Origin of the sequence: Pseudomonas sp. WS 5011 (genome assembly GCF_012985775.1) — a bacterium.
GTDB lineage: Bacteria > Pseudomonadota > Gammaproteobacteria > Pseudomonadales > Pseudomonadaceae > Aquipseudomonas > Aquipseudomonas peli.
Map to the genome: position 1 here is coordinate 255896 of NZ_JAAQXA010000001.1, position 15720 is coordinate 271615.

The 15720-nt window shown below is 59.3% G+C and carries 15 protein-coding genes, 2 tRNA genes and 1 pseudogene; 11 read left to right on the forward strand and 7 right to left on the reverse strand.

From position 1 onward, the window contains the following. The first annotated feature begins 16 nt into the window (after window positions 1–16). Window positions 17–3658, forward strand: coding sequence for an urea carboxylase (gene uca, locus HBN63_RS01215; RefSeq protein ID WP_170048080.1), 3642 nt, complete (start codon window positions 17–19; stop codon window positions 3656–3658). 4 nt (window positions 3659–3662) lie between these two features. On the opposite strand, the gene HBN63_RS01220 is transcribed toward uca, so the two are convergent. Next, window positions 3663–4325, reverse strand: coding sequence for a methyltransferase domain-containing protein (locus HBN63_RS01220; protein WP_170048081.1), 663 nt, complete (start codon window positions 4323–4325; stop codon window positions 3663–3665). An 86-nt stretch (window positions 4326–4411) separates the two neighbouring features. Between HBN63_RS01220 and HBN63_RS01225 the strand changes: the two genes are divergently transcribed. The 6 genes from HBN63_RS01225 (at window position 4412) to HBN63_RS01250 (ending at window position 8687) form a co-directional block, all read left to right on the forward strand. Then, on the forward strand, window positions 4412–4717 hold the full coding sequence (locus tag HBN63_RS01225) for a hypothetical protein (RefSeq protein ID WP_170048082.1): 306 nt from the start codon (window positions 4412–4414) through the stop codon (window positions 4715–4717). Then, window positions 4696–6168, forward strand: a complete 1473-nt coding sequence (locus tag HBN63_RS01230; RefSeq protein ID WP_170048083.1) for a sensor domain-containing diguanylate cyclase — start codon at window positions 4696–4698, stop codon at window positions 6166–6168. Before HBN63_RS01225 ends, HBN63_RS01230 begins: the two co-directional genes overlap by 22 nt. Beyond that, a complete protein-coding gene (locus HBN63_RS01235) occupies window positions 6165–6380 on the forward strand; it encodes a cysteine-rich CWC family protein (RefSeq protein WP_170048084.1) in 216 nt (71 codons plus the stop codon). Before HBN63_RS01230 ends, HBN63_RS01235 begins: the two co-directional genes overlap by 4 nt. A 2-nt stretch (window positions 6381–6382) precedes the next feature. Beyond that, window positions 6383–7075: a 16S rRNA pseudouridine(516) synthase gene (locus HBN63_RS01240; RefSeq protein WP_170048085.1), complete on the forward strand. Its 693-nt coding sequence runs from the start codon at window positions 6383–6385 to the stop codon at window positions 7073–7075. A gap of 558 nt (window positions 7076–7633) precedes the next feature. Beyond that, window positions 7634–8518 (forward strand): alpha/beta hydrolase, encoded by an 885-nt coding sequence (locus HBN63_RS01245; protein WP_170048086.1) that lies wholly within the window; start codon window positions 7634–7636, stop codon window positions 8516–8518. 95 nt (window positions 8519–8613) lie between these two features. Further along, a tRNA-Gly gene (locus tag HBN63_RS01250) sits at window positions 8614–8687 on the forward strand. 58 nt (window positions 8688–8745) lie between these two features. On the opposite strand, the pseudogene HBN63_RS01255 reads toward HBN63_RS01250, so the two are convergent. Further along, window positions 8746–8952 (reverse strand): annotated as a pseudogene (locus HBN63_RS01255) (tyrosine-type recombinase/integrase); the annotation flags it as partial. Window positions 8953–9007: 55 nt separating this feature from the next. Next, window positions 9008–9214, reverse strand: a complete 207-nt coding sequence (locus tag HBN63_RS21795) for a hypothetical protein (RefSeq protein WP_241693784.1) — start codon at window positions 9212–9214, stop codon at window positions 9008–9010. 236 nt (window positions 9215–9450) lie between these two features. Between HBN63_RS21795 and HBN63_RS01260 the strand changes: the two genes are divergently transcribed. Continuing rightward, on the forward strand, window positions 9451–9654 hold the full coding sequence (locus HBN63_RS01260; RefSeq protein WP_160088066.1) for a hypothetical protein: 204 nt from the start codon (window positions 9451–9453) through the stop codon (window positions 9652–9654). Between the two features lie 85 nt (window positions 9655–9739). Here HBN63_RS01260 and HBN63_RS01265 read toward each other — a convergent pair whose 3' ends face one another. Further along, a complete protein-coding gene (locus HBN63_RS01265) occupies window positions 9740–11110 on the reverse strand; it encodes a heavy metal sensor histidine kinase (RefSeq protein ID WP_170048087.1) in 1371 nt (456 codons plus the stop codon). Continuing rightward, complete coding sequence (locus HBN63_RS01270) at window positions 11107–11778, reverse strand: heavy metal response regulator transcription factor (protein ID WP_090251882.1); 672 nt, start codon at window positions 11776–11778, stop codon at window positions 11107–11109. Before HBN63_RS01270 ends, HBN63_RS01265 begins: the two co-directional genes overlap by 4 nt. Before the next feature lie 147 nt (window positions 11779–11925). Between HBN63_RS01270 and HBN63_RS01275 the strand changes: the two genes are divergently transcribed. Both HBN63_RS01275 and uraH read left to right on the forward strand, forming a co-directional pair. Continuing rightward, window positions 11926–12426 (forward strand): heme-binding protein, encoded by a 501-nt coding sequence (locus tag HBN63_RS01275; RefSeq protein ID WP_170048088.1) that lies wholly within the window; start codon window positions 11926–11928, stop codon window positions 12424–12426. Between the two features lie 14 nt (window positions 12427–12440). Next, on the forward strand, window positions 12441–12851 hold the full coding sequence (uraH, locus tag HBN63_RS01280; RefSeq protein ID WP_090251877.1) for a hydroxyisourate hydrolase: 411 nt from the start codon (window positions 12441–12443) through the stop codon (window positions 12849–12851). Between the two features lie 122 nt (window positions 12852–12973). On the opposite strand, the gene gdhA is transcribed toward uraH, so the two are convergent. Together gdhA and HBN63_RS01290 are read right to left on the reverse strand one after the other, a co-directional pair. Further along, the gene (gene gdhA / locus HBN63_RS01285) at window positions 12974–14311 is read right to left on the reverse strand and encodes an NADP-specific glutamate dehydrogenase (protein WP_090251875.1); all 1338 of its coding nucleotides are present in this window, start codon (window positions 14309–14311) and stop codon (window positions 12974–12976) included. Between the two features lie 336 nt (window positions 14312–14647). Then, window positions 14648–14722, reverse strand: a tRNA-Arg gene (locus HBN63_RS01290). Window positions 14723–15119: 397 nt separating this feature from the next. Here HBN63_RS01290 and HBN63_RS01295 point away from each other — a divergent pair. Continuing rightward, a complete protein-coding gene (locus tag HBN63_RS01295) occupies window positions 15120–15599 on the forward strand; it encodes a GNAT family N-acetyltransferase (protein WP_170048089.1) in 480 nt (159 codons plus the stop codon). Window positions 15600–15720 lie beyond the last annotated feature (121 nt).

Sequence of the window (15720 nt, forward strand, 5' to 3'; positions counted from 1 at the left end):
TTCGAGGACACCTCGAATGTTCAACAAACTGCTGATCGCCAACCGTGGCGCCATCGCCTGCCGCATCCTGCGTACGCTACGCGCCCTTGATGTACAGGGCGTGGCCGTCTACTCCGAAGCAGACGCTGCCAGCCTGCATATCCAGCAGGCGGACGAAGCGCACAGCCTGGGCGAAGGCCCGGCAGCCAACACCTACCTGGTGGTCGAGAAGATTCTCGCCGTGGCCAAACAGAGCGGCGCCACCGCGATCCACCCCGGTTACGGTTTTCTCTCGGAAAACGCCGCCTTCGCCGAAGCCTGCGAAGCCGCCGGGATCGCCTTTGTCGGCCCAACGCCGGAGCAGCTGCGGGTATTCGGCCTTAAACACACCGCCCGCGCCCTGGCCAAACAGCACGGCGTACCGATGCTTGAAGGCACCGAATTACTGGAAAACCTCGACGCTGCGCTGGTCGCGGGCGAACAGGTGGGTTACCCGGTGATGCTGAAAAGCACCGCCGGCGGTGGCGGTATCGGTATGCGCGTATGCAACAGCGCCGCCGAGCTGAGTGATGCATTCGAGGCGGTCAAACGCCTGGGGCAGAACAACTTCAGCGACAGCGGCGTGTTTATCGAGAAATACATCCAGCGTGCACGCCATCTGGAGGTGCAGGTATTTGGCGATGGTCGCGGCGAAGTGCTGGCCCTCGGCGTACGCGACTGCTCGGTGCAGCGGCGCAACCAGAAGGTGCTGGAAGAAACCCCGGCACCCAACCTGCCGGTCGGCATGGCCGAAGAGTTGTGCGCCGCAGCGATCAAGCTGGCCAAGGCGGTCAGCTACCGCAGCGCCGGCACCGTGGAGTTTGTCTACGACAGCGAGGCAGCGCGCTTCTATTTCCTTGAGGTAAACACCCGCCTGCAAGTCGAGCACGGCGTTACCGAACAGGTGTGGGGCGTCGACCTGGTGCGCTGGATGATCGAACTGGCGGCCGGCGATCTGGCTCCGCTGAGCGAGCTGGCCCAGGGCCTGAAACCCAGCGGCCATGCCATTCAAGCGCGCCTGTACGCCGAAGATCCGGGCCGCGACTTCCAACCAAGCCCAGGCCTGCTTACCGCCGTGGACTTCCCCAAGGCCGATGGCAAAGCACTGCGTATTGATACCTGGGTCGAAGCCGGCTGCGAAATCCCGCCCTACTTTGACCCGATGATCGCCAAGGTCATCACCTGGGCCGACAGCCGCGAAGCTGCAAGCAGCGCGCTTAGTCAGGCTCTGGCCGATACCCTGCTGTATGGCGTGGAAACCAATAGCCAGTACCTGCGGCAAATCCTCACTGACGCACCGTTCGCCAGCGGCAACCCCTGGACCCGCTGCCTGGAAAATTTGAATTACCAAGCCACGACCTTTGAAGTGTTAAGCGCCGGCACCCAGACCACCGTGCAGGACTTCCCCGGCCGCCTTGGCTACTGGGCCGTCGGCGTACCGCCATCCGGGCCGATGGACAGCCGCGCCCTGCGCCTGGGTAATCGTCTGCTGGGCAACGCGGCAGATGCCGCCGGCCTGGAAATCACCATGAGCGGCCCGACCCTGCGCTTTAACACCCATGCAGTGGTGGCGGTCACCGGCGCGCCTATTCCGCTAAGCGTCGATGGTAGCGAGCAGCCACTGAATACCGCGCTGCTGATCAAAGCAGGCAGCACCTTGAGCCTTGGCACCATTGCCGGCGCGGGGGCACGTAGCTATCTAAGCCTACGCGGTGGTGTGCAGGTGCCGGATTATCTCGGCAGCAAAAGCACCTTTACCCTCGGCCAGTTCGGCGGCCACGGCGGCCGCGCCCTGCGCGCCGGTGATGTACTGCATATCCCGGCACTGACCGACCGCCAAGCCGGTGCGCAACTGCCCGCCGATCTGTGCAGCGCGCTGCCAGCCGTGCGCGAAATTCGTGTGATCTACGGCCCCCACGGCGCGCCGGAATACTTCACTCCAGCCTATATCGAGACCTTTTTCGCCACCGACTGGGAGGTGCACTTCAACTCCAGCCGCACCGGCGTTCGCCTGATCGGGCCAAAACCTGAGTGGGTACGCGACAGCGGCGGCGAAGCCGGCCTGCACCCCTCCAATATCCACGATAACCCCTACGCCATCGGCGCGGTGGACTTTACCGGCGACATGCCGGTGATCCTCGGTCCGGACGGTCCGAGCCTGGGCGGCTTTGTTTGCCCGGTGACGATTATCGAGGCGGACCTTTGGCAGCTGGGGCAGCTGAAAGCAGGCAACAAGGTGCGCTTTGCGCCGGTTTGTATTGAAGTCGCACGGCAATTGGCTAAAGCCAACAATCTCGAGTGCGCAGATCTCTGTAGGAGCCAGCTTGCTGGCGATCCTTCTGTATCGCTGATCGCGAGCAAGCTCGCTCCTACACAAGCCCATGACCTCACCTCCCCCATCGTTCTCGATATCGGCCAAGCCGATAAACGTCTGGTCGCGCGCCTGTCCGGCGACACCCATCTGCTGCTGGAGATCGGCGCGGCGGAGCTGGATCTGGTGCTGCGCTTCCGTGGCCATGCGCTGATGCAGGCGCTGGAAGCCAAGCAGCTGGTTGGGGTGATCGACCTAACTCCAGGCATTCGCTCGCTGCAGGTGCATTACCAGCCGGAAACCCTGGCCCTTAACGATCTGCTCGGCATAGTCGCCGGCGAATGGGACGCCGTGTGCGCCGCACAGGACCTGCGCGTGCCGTCGCGCATCGTCCATCTGCCGCTGTCCTGGGATGACCCGGCCTGCCAGTTGGCGATCGAGAAATATATGACCACGGTGCGCAAGGATGCGCCCTGGTGCCCAAGCAACCTGGAATTTATCCGCCGCATCAACGACCTGCCCAATCTCGATGAGGTGTACAAAACGGTCTTTGAAGCCAGCTATCTGGTGATGGGCCTGGGCGACGTTTACCTCGGCGCGCCGGTGGCTACGCCGCTGGATCCGCGCCATCGCCTGGTCACCACCAAGTACAACCCGGCGCGCACCTGGACCGCCGAGAACTCGGTGGGCATCGGCGGCGCCTACATGTGCGTGTACGGCATGGAAGGCCCCGGCGGTTACCAGTTCGTCGGCCGTACCCTGCAGATGTGGAACCGCTACCGCGAAGTCGCCGCCTTTGACGGCAAGCCCTGGCTGCTGCGTTTCTTCGACCAGATCCGCTTCTACCCGGTCTCGGCGGACGAACTACTGCGTATCCGCCGTGACTTCCCCCTGGGCCGCTATGACTTGCGTATTGAGCACAGCGAATTGGCCCTGGCCGATTACCAGACCTTTCTCGACCGTGAGGCCGAGGGCATTGAGGCCTTCCGCAACCAGCAGCGCGCCGCCTTCGACGCCGAACGTCAGCGCTGGATCGAATCCGGTCAGGCGCATTTCGAGAGCGAGGAAGTGGCCGCCGATCTCGGCGAAGACGCCCCGCTCGGCGCCGGCCTGCACAGCATCGACAGCCATATTGCCGGCAACCTCTGGCAGGTGCAGGTGAGTGAAGGCGACCAGGTCAAAGCCGGTGATGTGCTGGTGATTCTGGAGTCGATGAAGATGGAAATCCCCCTGTTCGCCCCGCGCGATGGCGTGGTGCGCGAAGTGCGCGTGCAGCCAGGCTCGCCGGTGCGTGCGGGCCAGCGCGTAGTGGTATTGGAAGAAGCCTGAGGGGCTAACGCCGGTAACTGAGGATGCGCCCCTTAAAGGGCGCATCCGGGTTATCCAGCAGATTCAGGCTATCGGCCAGCTGCAGGTAGCCGTGCTCCAGCATATGCCGGGAAAACCGCGCGCTGTTGCCGCGACCAGGGTCGACAATCAGCACCGCCGCGTGGCGGTTGCAATGGCGGTCGATAAACCCGGCCAGCAGGCTGGGATGGTCGCGCTCGTAAAGCAGATCGCTGCCGATCACCAGATCAAACAGGCCCAGCTGCTGATAGTCCTCGGCCCAGTCGCAGCTCTGATAGGGCACTGGTTCGAGTTGATTAAGCGCGGCATTGCGCAGCAGAAACTCGCCGGCCAGCGGGTGGTAGTCGCTGGCGGTGATATCCGCCCCCAGGCGCTGCAGCACCAGGCTGGTCAGCCCCAGGCCGCAGCCCAGCTCAAGAATGCGCAGCCCATCCACCGACATGCCGCTCAGGGTTTGCGCCAGCACTTCACCGGCTGGCCACAGCTGACCGAACAGCGACCAGGTGGCCGAGGAGATTCCGGCTTTTGCCGCCAGGCCGTCGAGGTCAGCGAACTGCTGTTTGTCGCGCAGGGAACACAAGTGAAAATCCTCCAGCCCGATGCTCAGGGTGGAATATTTGATGCGATAGCTGGCAGGCGCGCTGGGCATGGGGGCTCGGTGTGCTGAAAGGACTGCGGTCAGGGGCAGATCAGCAAGGCGTACGAGCAGCGTACGGGTCACCAAGGAGACTCTTCGTGTACCAGATGTTGAAAAACTACCTACGTTGCCATCGCGGCGTTAAAAACAGGCTCAAATGCTCATTTACAGCTCGTAAACTCCGCTTCTCGCCTGTTTTTGCCTTGCGCTGGCTGCCTCGCCAAAGTTTTTTCAACGGTCTGGTCGCCGCCACCTTAGTCCTCAAGGCCTGGCGCAGCAAGCACCATGGCTGCTGGCAAATCAGCCAGGAGCCGATGTTTCAGCAGCGCGGGCGGTTGCCGAACGCTACAATGCGGCGATTATTTAACCAGCAGAGCCTTGCATGCCTCATCCGTCCCCGCTGACCCGCCAATGGTCCTTGATTGCGCTGCTGCTGGTTCTGCTCGGCTGTGGCTTCCTGGCCACCTCCCTGGCCAGTTACTACACCGCTCTGGATTCGATCCGCGCCGGGATCATCAACACCGAACTGCCGCTGACATCGGATAACGTCTACTCGGAAATCCAGAAGGACCTGGTTCGGCCCATCCTGATTTCCTCGATGATGTCTCGCGACACCTACGTACGCGACTGGGTGCTGGGCGGCGAGAAGGATCCTGAGCAGATCACCCGCTACCTGCGTGAAGTGCAGGAGCATTATGCCACGGTGACCAGCTTCTTCGTCTCGGAGAAAACCCACACCTACTACCAGGCCAAGGGCGTGCTCAAGCAGGTGCAGGAAAACGAGCCACGCGATGACTGGTATTTCCGCGTGCGCGACATGCAGACCCCATACGAGATCAATGTCGACGTCGACATGGCCAACGACGACCGCATGACCGTGTTTATCAATTACAAGGTGTTCGATTACGAGCAGCGCTTTATCGGCGCCACCGGCGTCGGCCTGACCGTGGATGCAGTGGTCAAACTGATCGACACCTACCAGCAGCGCTATGAGCGCAGCGTGTTCTTTGTCGACACCAATGGTCGGCTGGTGCTCACCGGCGCCAACGGCGGGCCGATGGGCGCGCGGGTTGGTCAGTCCCTCAGTGAAATCCCCGGCCTGGAAGAGCTGCAGGCCAAGCTGCCGCACCCACAAAGCGGCGACTTCGAGTATCAGGAACACGGCCGCGATCACTTCCTCAATGTGCGATTTATCCCTGAGCTGAACTGGTACCTGTTTGTCGACAAGCATGAGGACGGCGCGGTCGCTGGCATCCGCAAATCGCTGTACCTCAATCTGCTGATTTGCTTGGTGGTCACTGTGATCGTTATCAGCCTGGTGAGCCTGGTGCTGCGCCGCTATCAGCGACGCATCAGCGCGCTGGCCACCACCGACCTGCTGACCGAGCTGCCCAACCGCCGTGGCTTTGACCTGCTAGCCAATCAGGCCGTGCAGGAAGCCCGGCGCAGCCCAAGCGCGCTGTGCGCCCTGATGCTCGACCTGGACAACTTCAAACAACTTAACGACAGCCATGGCCATATGGCCGGTGATGAAGTGCTGCGTCGCTTTGCCAGCGACCTGCGCAGCACCCTGCGTCAGTCCGACATCATCTGCCGCTGGGGTGGCGAGGAATTTATCCTGCTGCTCAAGGACACCACACCCGAGCAGGCTCGCGAGCTGGGCGAGAAAATCCGCCAGCAAACCGAGCAAAGCAGCATCAGCTTCAACGGCGCGCAGCTGCGCATCACCACCAGTATCGGCCTGGCGCAATTGCATACCGATGAATCCCTGGAGCAGCTGATCACCCGCGCCGACCGCGCCCTTTATCGGGCCAAGCAGGGCGGCCGCAACCGCCTGTGTGAAGAAATCGCGTGAGTGATGACACCAACCGCTGCCCCTGCTGCGGGCAGCTTAACCAGTGCGCCCAGGCTGACGCCGACGCACCGGTAACCGAGTGCTGGTGTTTTAGCGTGCCGGTCGATGCCGCGCAGCTGGCCAAGCTGCCGCCCGAACAGCGCAACCGCAGCTGCCTGTGCCCACGCTGCACTCAGGGCTTGCCACCTGAAACCCCGCCAGCAAACAGCTAGCCATGCGCCTCGATCGTTTTCTCAGCAACCTGCCCCAGCTCAATCGCCAAGCCGCCCGCCAACTGCTTGCCAGCGGCCGCGTGCAAGTGGACGGTGCTGTGGTTTGCGATGGCCTGTGCGAAGTCAGCCAGTTCAGTCGAATCGAGGTCGATAGCGAGCTGCTGCAAGCCGGCAAAGCCGCACGTTATTTCATGCTGCACAAACCCATCGGCGTGGTCAGCGCCACCGCGCATGAGCAGCACCGCACCGTGCTGGATTTGCTCGATGAACCGGACACAGCCGACCTGCACCTGGCCGGCCGCCTGGACCTGAATACCAGCGGCCTGCTGCTGATCACCAACGATGGCCAATGGTCGCGCCGCCTCACCGAGCCGCGCAGCCGCCTGGGCAAGGTCTACCGCGTCGAGACCGAACAGCCGATCAGCCCGGAGTACATTAAAGTGTTCGCCCATGGCCTGTACTTCGCCTATGAAGACCTCACCACCCTGCCCGCCGAACTGGTCATTCTCGATAGCCACAGCGCCCTGCTGACTCTGCACGAAGGCCGCTACCATCAGGTCAAGCGCATGTTTGGCCACTTTCAGAACAAGGTCACCGGCCTGCACCGCCTAAGCATGGGCGCCATCCAACTCGACTCGCAGCTGGCCCCCGGCCAGTACCGCGCCCTGACGACAGCGGAAATCGCCTGCATCTAAGATGGGTGCTTACAAATTACTGCGCTCGGCCATGCTGCGTTGAAATCAGCCCGGGACGCGGCGTCTCAAAATGCTCATGTACAACCCGTACACTCCGCTTTCTCGGCTGATTTCGCCTTGCCTGACCATCGCTCGCTACGTTTGTAAGCACCCTCTAGGCAGTTCGTGCTCAAGTCACATACTTAGCTAGCTAACCGACAAACGGTTATTCGATATCCCAATATTCACTTGCGCCAGCCCGAACGCGGCTGCTTAAATCGAACCATAAGGTCTTATCGTGACCTATCAGTCACTAAAGCCATCTAAGCGTTCTCTCGGTTACTTGCGCACTGCGCGAAATGGGTTCCTGCCTGGTCAAAGACGCCTCTCCACACCTGCCAAAAGGTCGTGGACGGATGCTCTATTTCAGCCCTAACTGATTGAAAATAAATAACTTATAAAATCCTCCAGCCTGACATCTTGCTGTCACGTCCAGGCGCTTTCCTGATTGTCCTGCTTAGCCCGGTTTAACGGCCTCGCCGTTTTGCCATGCCCACTTTTGCGCCAGGAGGAAACGACATGAAGCCAGCCACCGCTGTCGTCGATATACACAGGACGTTCAAGGTACACACGGAGTTCTATGCCAACCCCAGCGCGCGCAAGACCATCATCCTGATCAACGGCTCGCTGGCCACCACCGCCGCCTTTGCGCAAACCATCAAGTACCTGCAACCACAGTTCAATGTGGTGCTTTACGATCAGCCCTACGCCGGCCAGTCCAAGCCGCACAACAGCCATAGCCGGCCGATCAGCAAGGAAAATGAAGCCACCATCCTGTTGGAGCTGATCGAACAGTTTCAGGTCAACTACCTGCTGTCGTTCTCCTGGGGTGGCGTCGCCGCCATGCTCGCTCTGGCGCAACGCCCGGCGCGTATCGAAAAGGCGGTGATCACCTCCTTCTCGCCCCTGCTGAATGAGCCGATGCTTGATTACCTGGAAAAAGGCATGACCCACTTGCAGGCCATCGACGGCGAAAAGGTCGGCCAGCTGGTCAACAGCACCATCGGCAAATACCTACCCTCCCTGTTCAAGCGCTACAACCATCGCCATATCAGCAGCCTCGACAGCCACGAATACCTGCAGTTGCACGCGCACATCAACCAGGTGGTGCATATGGACAACCACTGCCAGATGGAATGCCTGGCGGCCATCGACATCCCGCTGCTGTTTATCAACGGCGAGCACGACGAATACACCTCTCCGGATGACGTGCGCGTGTTTGCCAAGTACCTGAGTGACTGCCAGTTCGCCACTATCGACAACACCGGGCACTTTCTCGACATGGAGCACAAGAAGGCCTGGCTGCAGAGTCAGTCCGTCATGCTCAAGTTCCTGCAGGCCCCGGCACGCATCAGCTCCAGCAACCGTCCACAGCACGACCTGCACCACGCGATAGCCGTATGAACCACCGCTATGCGCCAAGCCTGCAGCGCCCAGCCACAGATAGCCACGCTGCAGGCTTCATTTCGGCCAAGACTTCCGGTATAAAGGCACCCGCTGCGGGCGTCGTATAGTGGTAATACCCTAGCTTCCCAAGCTAGAGCTGTGGGTTCGATTCCCATCGCCCGCTCCAAATCGCAGTTATAAAGCCCTGATTTCTAAAAAGATTTCGGGGCTTTTTGCTTTCTGGCCTAGGTCGGCGTCGAGAAAGTGTCGAAGATTGGATTGCAGCGCAAAGCTTCCTGCAGGTGATCCTGTGCCAGATGTGCATAGCGCATGGTCATGGTGACGGACGCATGACCAAACACCTTCTGCAGGGTCAGAATGTTCCCGCCAGTGATGACGAAGTGATAAGCGAAGGTATGGCGAAGCACATGCTTAGCCTGGGCATGAGGAAGGAACGATAGCGGGCGCTCCTGCAGGCGCAGGGCGTGAGCCTTAAAGGCTGGCTAATCAAGCAAGCTTCCGAGATGACGACATGGAATCGTCACGGATGGATCTGAGGTCAAGGGCATCCTCGTTCAGCTGATGAATAACCCTGAGCATCTGCTGCCGAAGGACTTGATCACCTGTACGTTCTGCAGCGCGCATAAGTGCAATGGCTGCGTCTTCGTTGTGTTCAGCAATGGTGGTTAACGTTTTGCGTGCGTTGCGGTTCAAAATCTTGCCCTCGAGTGAAGACGGCAAGGTAGTAGACAATTATTACGGATTGGTTGCAGAGAATGAGCCGCAGACGAATGGATCTGAACTCGTCACACGCATGCAACAATCTGGAGAGAATATGGCCTCATCTGATGCTCATCAGGTGCTCCTCCTAAATTAAGATTTGACCGACGTTTGTTGGTCTTTTTTTGCCTAAAACTCACGGTTCGATTCAATTCGCGAGAGGAACTGGCATGGAAATCTCGATTTCAAAGATGGTGATAGAAGACGGCGAGAAATGGTTAGTAAACACCGGGGCTATAAAGCTTAACTTCAAGGATCAGGCTTCAGCTGTCGAGTTCACCGAAAAGCTAAAAGAACGTATCGAAGCACCGCACAAGCTGCCGAGTAGTGCGCTAGAACCAATCACTTCAGCGTTTGCTGTAGAGAACGTTTAAGCCCTAAAAATCAAAGCCCCCACAAGAACTCAAAACATAAAGCCCCCGATTTCTAACCAGATTTCGGGGCTTTTTACTGGGTGGCCTAAGCACTATCCGGCGGAAATAGCAGACTGAAGCTCGTGCCCGCCTGGGTGCTGGTAACACGAACCTGACCGCCATGGGCATGCATGATCGAACGCACAATGGCCAAGCCCAGGCCACCCGAATCATCGGGCTGATTACGCGAGGGGTCGCAGCGATAAAAGCGCTCAAACAGACGCGGCAGGTGTTCGGCGGCAATGGGTTCACCGAAGTTGTGCACGCTGATTTCAACGACGCCATCGTACAAACTGCTGCTGATGGTGACAGCACTGTCAGGTATGCCGTAACGCAGCGCATTCGCCAGCAGGTTAGCCAAGGCGCGACGGACTAACTGCGGGTCGGCGACTAAAGTATCACTGCCCTTGTTAATCAACTCGATATTGCACTCCTGTGCTGTGCCATCGAAGTACTCGCAGAGCTGTTCGACCAATTCGTGCAGGTCAACCAGTTGCCGGTTGATCGAAGCATCAGCCTGCTCGGTACGCGCGAGAAACAGCATACTGTCGATCATTCGCGCCAATCGGTCGTACTCCTCAAGATTGGAAACCAGCAAGTTCTGGTATTCATCCACTGAACGTGGACGTGCGAGGGTTTGCTGCGCATGCCCCATTAGGTTACTCAGCGGAGTGCGCATCTCATGGGCAAGGTCCTCTGAAAAGCGCGAGAGCTGGGCAAAGCCGTCTTCAAGACGCGCGAGCATCAGGTTTAACGCCTTGCTGAGCGCCTGCAATTCGCTGACATCTTTAAACTCATCCAGGCGCAGGTGTAGGTGCTGCACGTCAATGGCAGCGGCGCGCATTGCCAGCTGTCGCACCGGCTGCAAACCACGCAGGCTGACCAGCCAGCCGAACCCAAACGCTAAGAATGCGCCAACCGATAAGGCCGACCAGAGTTTGAGGCGATACGCCGCTAGCATCTGCTCACGCTCGCTGAGCAACTTTCCGGCAATCAGGGTTAGGCGACGATCGCCTCGGGTGACATCCAACCAGGCCAGGCGCAAAGGTTCACTACTTTGGCTATCGCCTAGGGTGGCTCGCTCGGCAGCTGGCAACACGGGCAGCGGCATTAAGGTTGGGTTGATCTCGATCAGCCGCTGCCCGGCGTCATCGATAATCCACAGCAAACTATCGCGATTACCCAGCATGTTTTCATAGAGCTGCGGTCTGCTGCGCAGGGCCTCAATGCTCTGGCTGTCGTCAAGCAAGGCCTGCATGCGCTCCAGCCGGCCAAGCAATGCCTGATCATCGCGCCAGGCAATTTCGCGCTGCAGCGATTGGTAAAGGGAAAAACCAATTAGGCCCAATAACAACGTGCTGACCAGGGCAAACATCATGGCGAGGCGCACGCTCAACGCACGCGGCCACAGCCTCATGACTGCGCCTCAAGCATGTACCCCATGCCGCGAACAGTGTGGATCAGCTTAAGCTGGTATGGGTCGTCGACCTTGGCGCGCAGGCGGCGGATGGCCACATCGACCACGTTGGTATCACTGTCGAAATTCATCTGCCAGACATGCGAAGCAATCAAGGTACGCGACAACACCTCCCCCTCTCGACTAAGCAGCAAGTGCAGCAGAGAGAACTCCTTGTTGGTCAGGGTCACGCGTTCACCATTGCGGGTGACTTTGCGCCGCAACAGGTCTAGGTGCAGATCCGCCACTTGAAACTGCTCAACCTCACGCGGCGGCCCACGACGCAGCAAGGTACGTACGCGAGCCAGTAACTCGGCGTAAGAAAAGGGTTTGACCAAGTAATCATCAGCGCCCAGTTCCAGCCCTTTGACACGGTCCTCCACCGCATCACGCGCAGTGAGAAACAGTACCGGTGTTTGCAGCTTGCGCCGAATGATCTGCAGCAGCTGCCAGCCATCCAAACCGGGCAACATGACATCAAGAATGATCAGGTCGAACTCATGTTCCTGCACCAGGTGCTGGCCATCCAGACCATTCAGGGCAACGTCCACGCGATACCCCGACTCACCTAAGCCTTTGCTCAAGTAATCCGCGGTTTTTACTTCGTCTTCGACTACCAGAATGCGCATCTTTTCCTCCAGCACAGGCGCATAGCCTAGGCCGTTCTGCGCGGCGCTCCCATTACAAATTAGTAATCCAAGCGCAATCCGTTTGACGGTGACGCTTGGGCAGCATGGTCACCCATCGCTCAGCTGAGCCCAACCCTGGAGACCGATATGTTACTTCGCACTGCCACCTTGTCATTACTCGCCCTGGCCATGGGTTCTTCTACCGCATGGGCCGCCAACGAGAAGGTCGCACAGCGCCAAGACGTAACCCTGGCCCTGGCCAACGACCTGCTCAGCGCTACGTTGACCGCGTGCCATGCCGAGGGACGTACCAGCGTTGCCGCCGTAGTCGACCGCGGCGGCAACCTGGTTGCGGTGCAGCGTGATGACAATGTCGGCCCGCATAACACAGTGGCGGCCCAGCGCAAAGCCTTTACCGCCCTGTCGACTAAAACCGCGACACGCCTGCTGTCTGAGCGTGCCCGCAACAACCCGGATGCCGAGAACCTCAACACCCTCGATGAGTTGCTGCTGCTCGGTGGCGGCGTGCCATTGAAGGTGGGCGATCAGGTCATCGGGGCAATCGGCGTAGCCGGTGCTGGCGGCGCCGAAATTGATGAAGGCTGCGCCCTGAAAGCCATTGCCCAAGTTTTACCTACCACTCACTGATTAGGAGTCACACCATGAAACTGCTGAAAACCCTGTTTGCCGGCGCTGTCCTCAGCGGCCTCTCCTCCCTGGCCCTGGCAGCTGGTAACCCGCTGAGCGTGCACGTGCTGAACCTGCAAGACGGTCTACCTTCGCCTGAAGTCAACGTGACCCTGGAAAAACAGGACGGTAAAAACTGGAACATGCTCAACAGCGGCGCAACCAACGAACAAGGCCGCATTACCGCCCTGTACCCAGCAGACAAAGCGCTGGAGAAAGGCACCTACCGCGTGACGTTCAAGACAGGTGAATGGTTCAAGAAGCACGCTACAGCGAGCTTCTTCCCGGAAGTGCCGGTGATCTTCGAAGTCGACGGCACCGTGCCGCACTACCACATTCCGTTGCTGCTCAGCCCTTACGGCTTCTCCACCTACCGCGGTAACTAAGCCGTCAGAGGCCGGCTAATGCGCCGCGCACTCGCTGGCGCGTTAGCTTAGAGCGAATAAAAAATGCCCGCATTGCGCGGGCATTTTTTGTTGGCGGTAGAGCGTGTCAGGATCGAAGCGGGTTAGACCACACCCTGCGCCAGCATGGCGTCAGCGACTTTGACGAAGCCGGCGATGTTGGCGCCTTTGACGTAGTTGACTCGTCCATTCTCTTCACCGTAACGCACACAGGCGCTGTGGATGCTTTGCATGATGCTGTGCAAGCGCTCGTCCACTTCGCCAGCAGTCCAGTTCAGGCGCATGGCGTTTTGGCTCATTTCCAGGCCGCTGGTGGCCACGCCACCAGCGTTTGATGCCTTGCCTGGGGCAAAGCAGATGCCCGCGTCAATAAACAGATCCACCGCTTCCAAGGTCGAGGGCATATTCGCCCCTTCGGCCACGCAGAAGCAGCCGTTGCTCAGCAGCGCTTTAGCATCCTCAGCATCCAGTTCATTCTGTGTGGCGCATGGCAGCGCGATGTCGCACGACAGCTGCCAAGGGCGCTTGCCGGCAAGGAAGTTCAGTTTGAAGTGCGCGGCCATTTCGCTAAGACGACCACGACGCACGTTTTTCAGCTCCATCAGGTGCTGCCACTGCTCCTCAGTCAGGCCATCAGGGGTATGCAGAGTGCCCTCAGAGTCCGACATGGACACCACCATACCGCCCAGTTCCATAACCTTCTGCGCCGCGTACTGGGCTACGTTGCCTGAACCTGAGATAACCACGCGCTGGCCTTCAACGCCGCGGTTGATCCGTTTGAGCATTTCCTGAGCGAAGTACACACAGCCATAGCCGGTGGCTTCCGGGCGAATAAGGCTGCCGCCGTAGGTAATGCCCTTGCCGGTCAGCACCGAAGTGAACTGATTAGCCAGGCGTTTGTACTGGCCGAACATATAGCCGATCTCACGGCCACCCACGCCGATATCACCAGCCGGCACATCCAGGTCGGCGCCGATATGACGATACAGCTCGCTCATAAAGGCCTGGCAGAAGCGCATTACTTCGTTGTCGCTTTTGCCCTTCGGGTCGAAATCCGAGCCACCTTTACCGCCGCCCATTGGCAGCGAGGTCAGCGAGTTTTTGAACACCTGCTCAAAGGCCAGGAACTTGAGCACGCCAAGGTTGACCGATGGATGGAAACGCAGGCCGCCCTTGTACGGGCCAATAGCGCTGCTCATTTGCACCCGATAGCCACGGTTGACCTGCACCCGCCCTGCGTCATCAACCCAGGACACGCGGAACAGCACCACCCGCTCCGGCTCGACCATACGCTCAACAATGCCGGCCTGCAGGTAGCGCGGATTGGCTTCGAGGAATGGCCACAGCGAACGCAGCACTTCTTCCACGGCCTGATGAAACTCCGGCTGGTGAGGGTCACGCTGCTTCAAGCGGGAAAGGAAAAGCTCGACGGATTCGCTCATAGGGGTACCCAAACAGTGCCCAGAACACAGGGCAGATCGACTGAAAAGTGCGCCGCACTCTAGCAGTCAGCCTGGCGCCATAACAGCGCAAAATGTCGCATTAATGAATCTTTTTGGTGCGCTCTCATAAAGCTAGCGCTCTATTGCGTAGATAAAACAGGCAAATAAATGCGCATATTCAGGGCGATAAGCGCACAGTTTTAAGGCGTTTGCATTATGCAACGCGCAGCAAGCCCGCCCCGACAGTATGAGCGTGGGCGTCTGGATAAGTATTAGGACGTGGATGGATCAGCGCAGAGAAAGCAGGAGACGGTAGTTAACCACCGGCAGAAAAAATGGCGTTCCCAACTGGATTCGAACCAGTATCTAGCCCTTAGGAGGGGCTTATTCTATCCATTGAACTATGGGAACCGAGGCTGGATAGACGGGCCACCAGCGGGCGGCATCTTAGGGTCTGTTGACGTTTCAGCGCAAGCCGCGTTGCCGCGCAAAATCTCGCCAGGCTAGGCGTAGGACGCAGGTAATGGTGTTCCCTTGCCAAGTCCTACAACAACGCATGGCGAGATTTTTCGCGCAACCCGAAGGGCCGGGCCTGTTTTGGCGCGATGCTGCGTTTCTCGACACTCATTTGGAACAACCAAACTTCGCGTCTCGTGCCTTGCCTCGCGCTAAAACAGGCTCCGGCGCAGTCGCGATGAAACGTCAACAGACCCTACAGGCTGGGCGGTTTTGTCATGCCACTGCCATCATCTCGGGGCCATACTGCCAACTGACTGCCAACCGGCTGTCACAAGGAGAGGAGATCGCCATGCGTCCCGCTGATTCGCATCATCTGCCGGATTCGCCTTTTGCCGATTTTCACCTGCGTGCGGTCAGCGTTAATGATGCTGCGGCCCTGGCTGCCCTGCTGCAACAGCTAGCGCCCGATGAGCCGCGTGCCGATGCCAAGCTGCTGGCGTTGCGCCTGAGCGAGCTGCCCGTGAGCCGTGTGGTAATGGTGGCAGAGCGTGACGGCAAGTTGCTCGGCACCTGCACGGTCAATCTGATCGAGCACTTGGCGCACAACTTCGCACGCTCGGCGATTCTGGAAGATGTGGTGGTGGATACTGAGGCGCGCGGTCTGGGGATTGGCCAGGCGCTGATGGCCAAAGCCATCGAACGCGCCCGCGCCTGGGGTTGTTACAAGGTGGCGCTGTCCAGCAGCCAGAGCCGTGAGGCCGCCCATGCTTTTTATGCCAACCTGGGCTTTAAGCCGCATGGGATTAGTTTGGCGCTGATGCTGGAGTAAGCAGCTGTCAAAGGCCTTTGTCGCGGCGGCGACGCCTAGTCCATGCTGGCGAATCGCTGTTGACCTGAAAGCATCGCGGGCATGCCCCGCTCCTACGGTATTTGCAAAACGTGCCAGTAGT

What these genes read in the sequence shown, in the direction of transcription:
- uca (WP_170048080.1), top strand. Translation starts at nt 17, where the DNA reads ATGTTCAACAAACTGCTGATCGCCAACCGTGGCGCCATCGCCTGCCGC.
- gdhA (WP_090251875.1), bottom strand. Translation starts at nt 14,311, where the DNA reads ATGAGCGAATCCGTCGAGCTTTTCCTTTCCCGCTTGAAGCAGCGTGAC.
- HBN63_RS01245 (WP_170048086.1), top strand. Translation starts at nt 7,634, where the DNA reads ATGAAGCCAGCCACCGCTGTCGTCGATATACACAGGACGTTCAAGGTA.
- HBN63_RS01240 (WP_170048085.1), top strand. Translation starts at nt 6,383, where the DNA reads ATGCGCCTCGATCGTTTTCTCAGCAACCTGCCCCAGCTCAATCGCCAA.
- HBN63_RS01295 (WP_170048089.1), top strand. Translation starts at nt 15,120, where the DNA reads ATGCGTCCCGCTGATTCGCATCATCTGCCGGATTCGCCTTTTGCCGAT.
- HBN63_RS01260 (WP_160088066.1), top strand. Translation starts at nt 9,451, where the DNA reads ATGGAAATCTCGATTTCAAAGATGGTGATAGAAGACGGCGAGAAATGG.
- HBN63_RS01270 (WP_090251882.1), bottom strand. Translation starts at nt 11,778, where the DNA reads ATGCGCATTCTGGTAGTCGAAGACGAAGTAAAAACCGCGGATTACTTG.
- HBN63_RS01275 (WP_170048088.1), top strand. Translation starts at nt 11,926, where the DNA reads ATGTTACTTCGCACTGCCACCTTGTCATTACTCGCCCTGGCCATGGGT.
- HBN63_RS01265 (WP_170048087.1), bottom strand. Translation starts at nt 11,110, where the DNA reads ATGAGGCTGTGGCCGCGTGCGTTGAGCGTGCGCCTCGCCATGATGTTT.
- HBN63_RS01220 (WP_170048081.1), bottom strand. Translation starts at nt 4,325, where the DNA reads ATGCCCAGCGCGCCTGCCAGCTATCGCATCAAATATTCCACCCTGAGC.
- HBN63_RS01230 (WP_170048083.1), top strand. Translation starts at nt 4,696, where the DNA reads ATGCCTCATCCGTCCCCGCTGACCCGCCAATGGTCCTTGATTGCGCTG.
- uraH (WP_090251877.1), top strand. Translation starts at nt 12,441, where the DNA reads ATGAAACTGCTGAAAACCCTGTTTGCCGGCGCTGTCCTCAGCGGCCTC.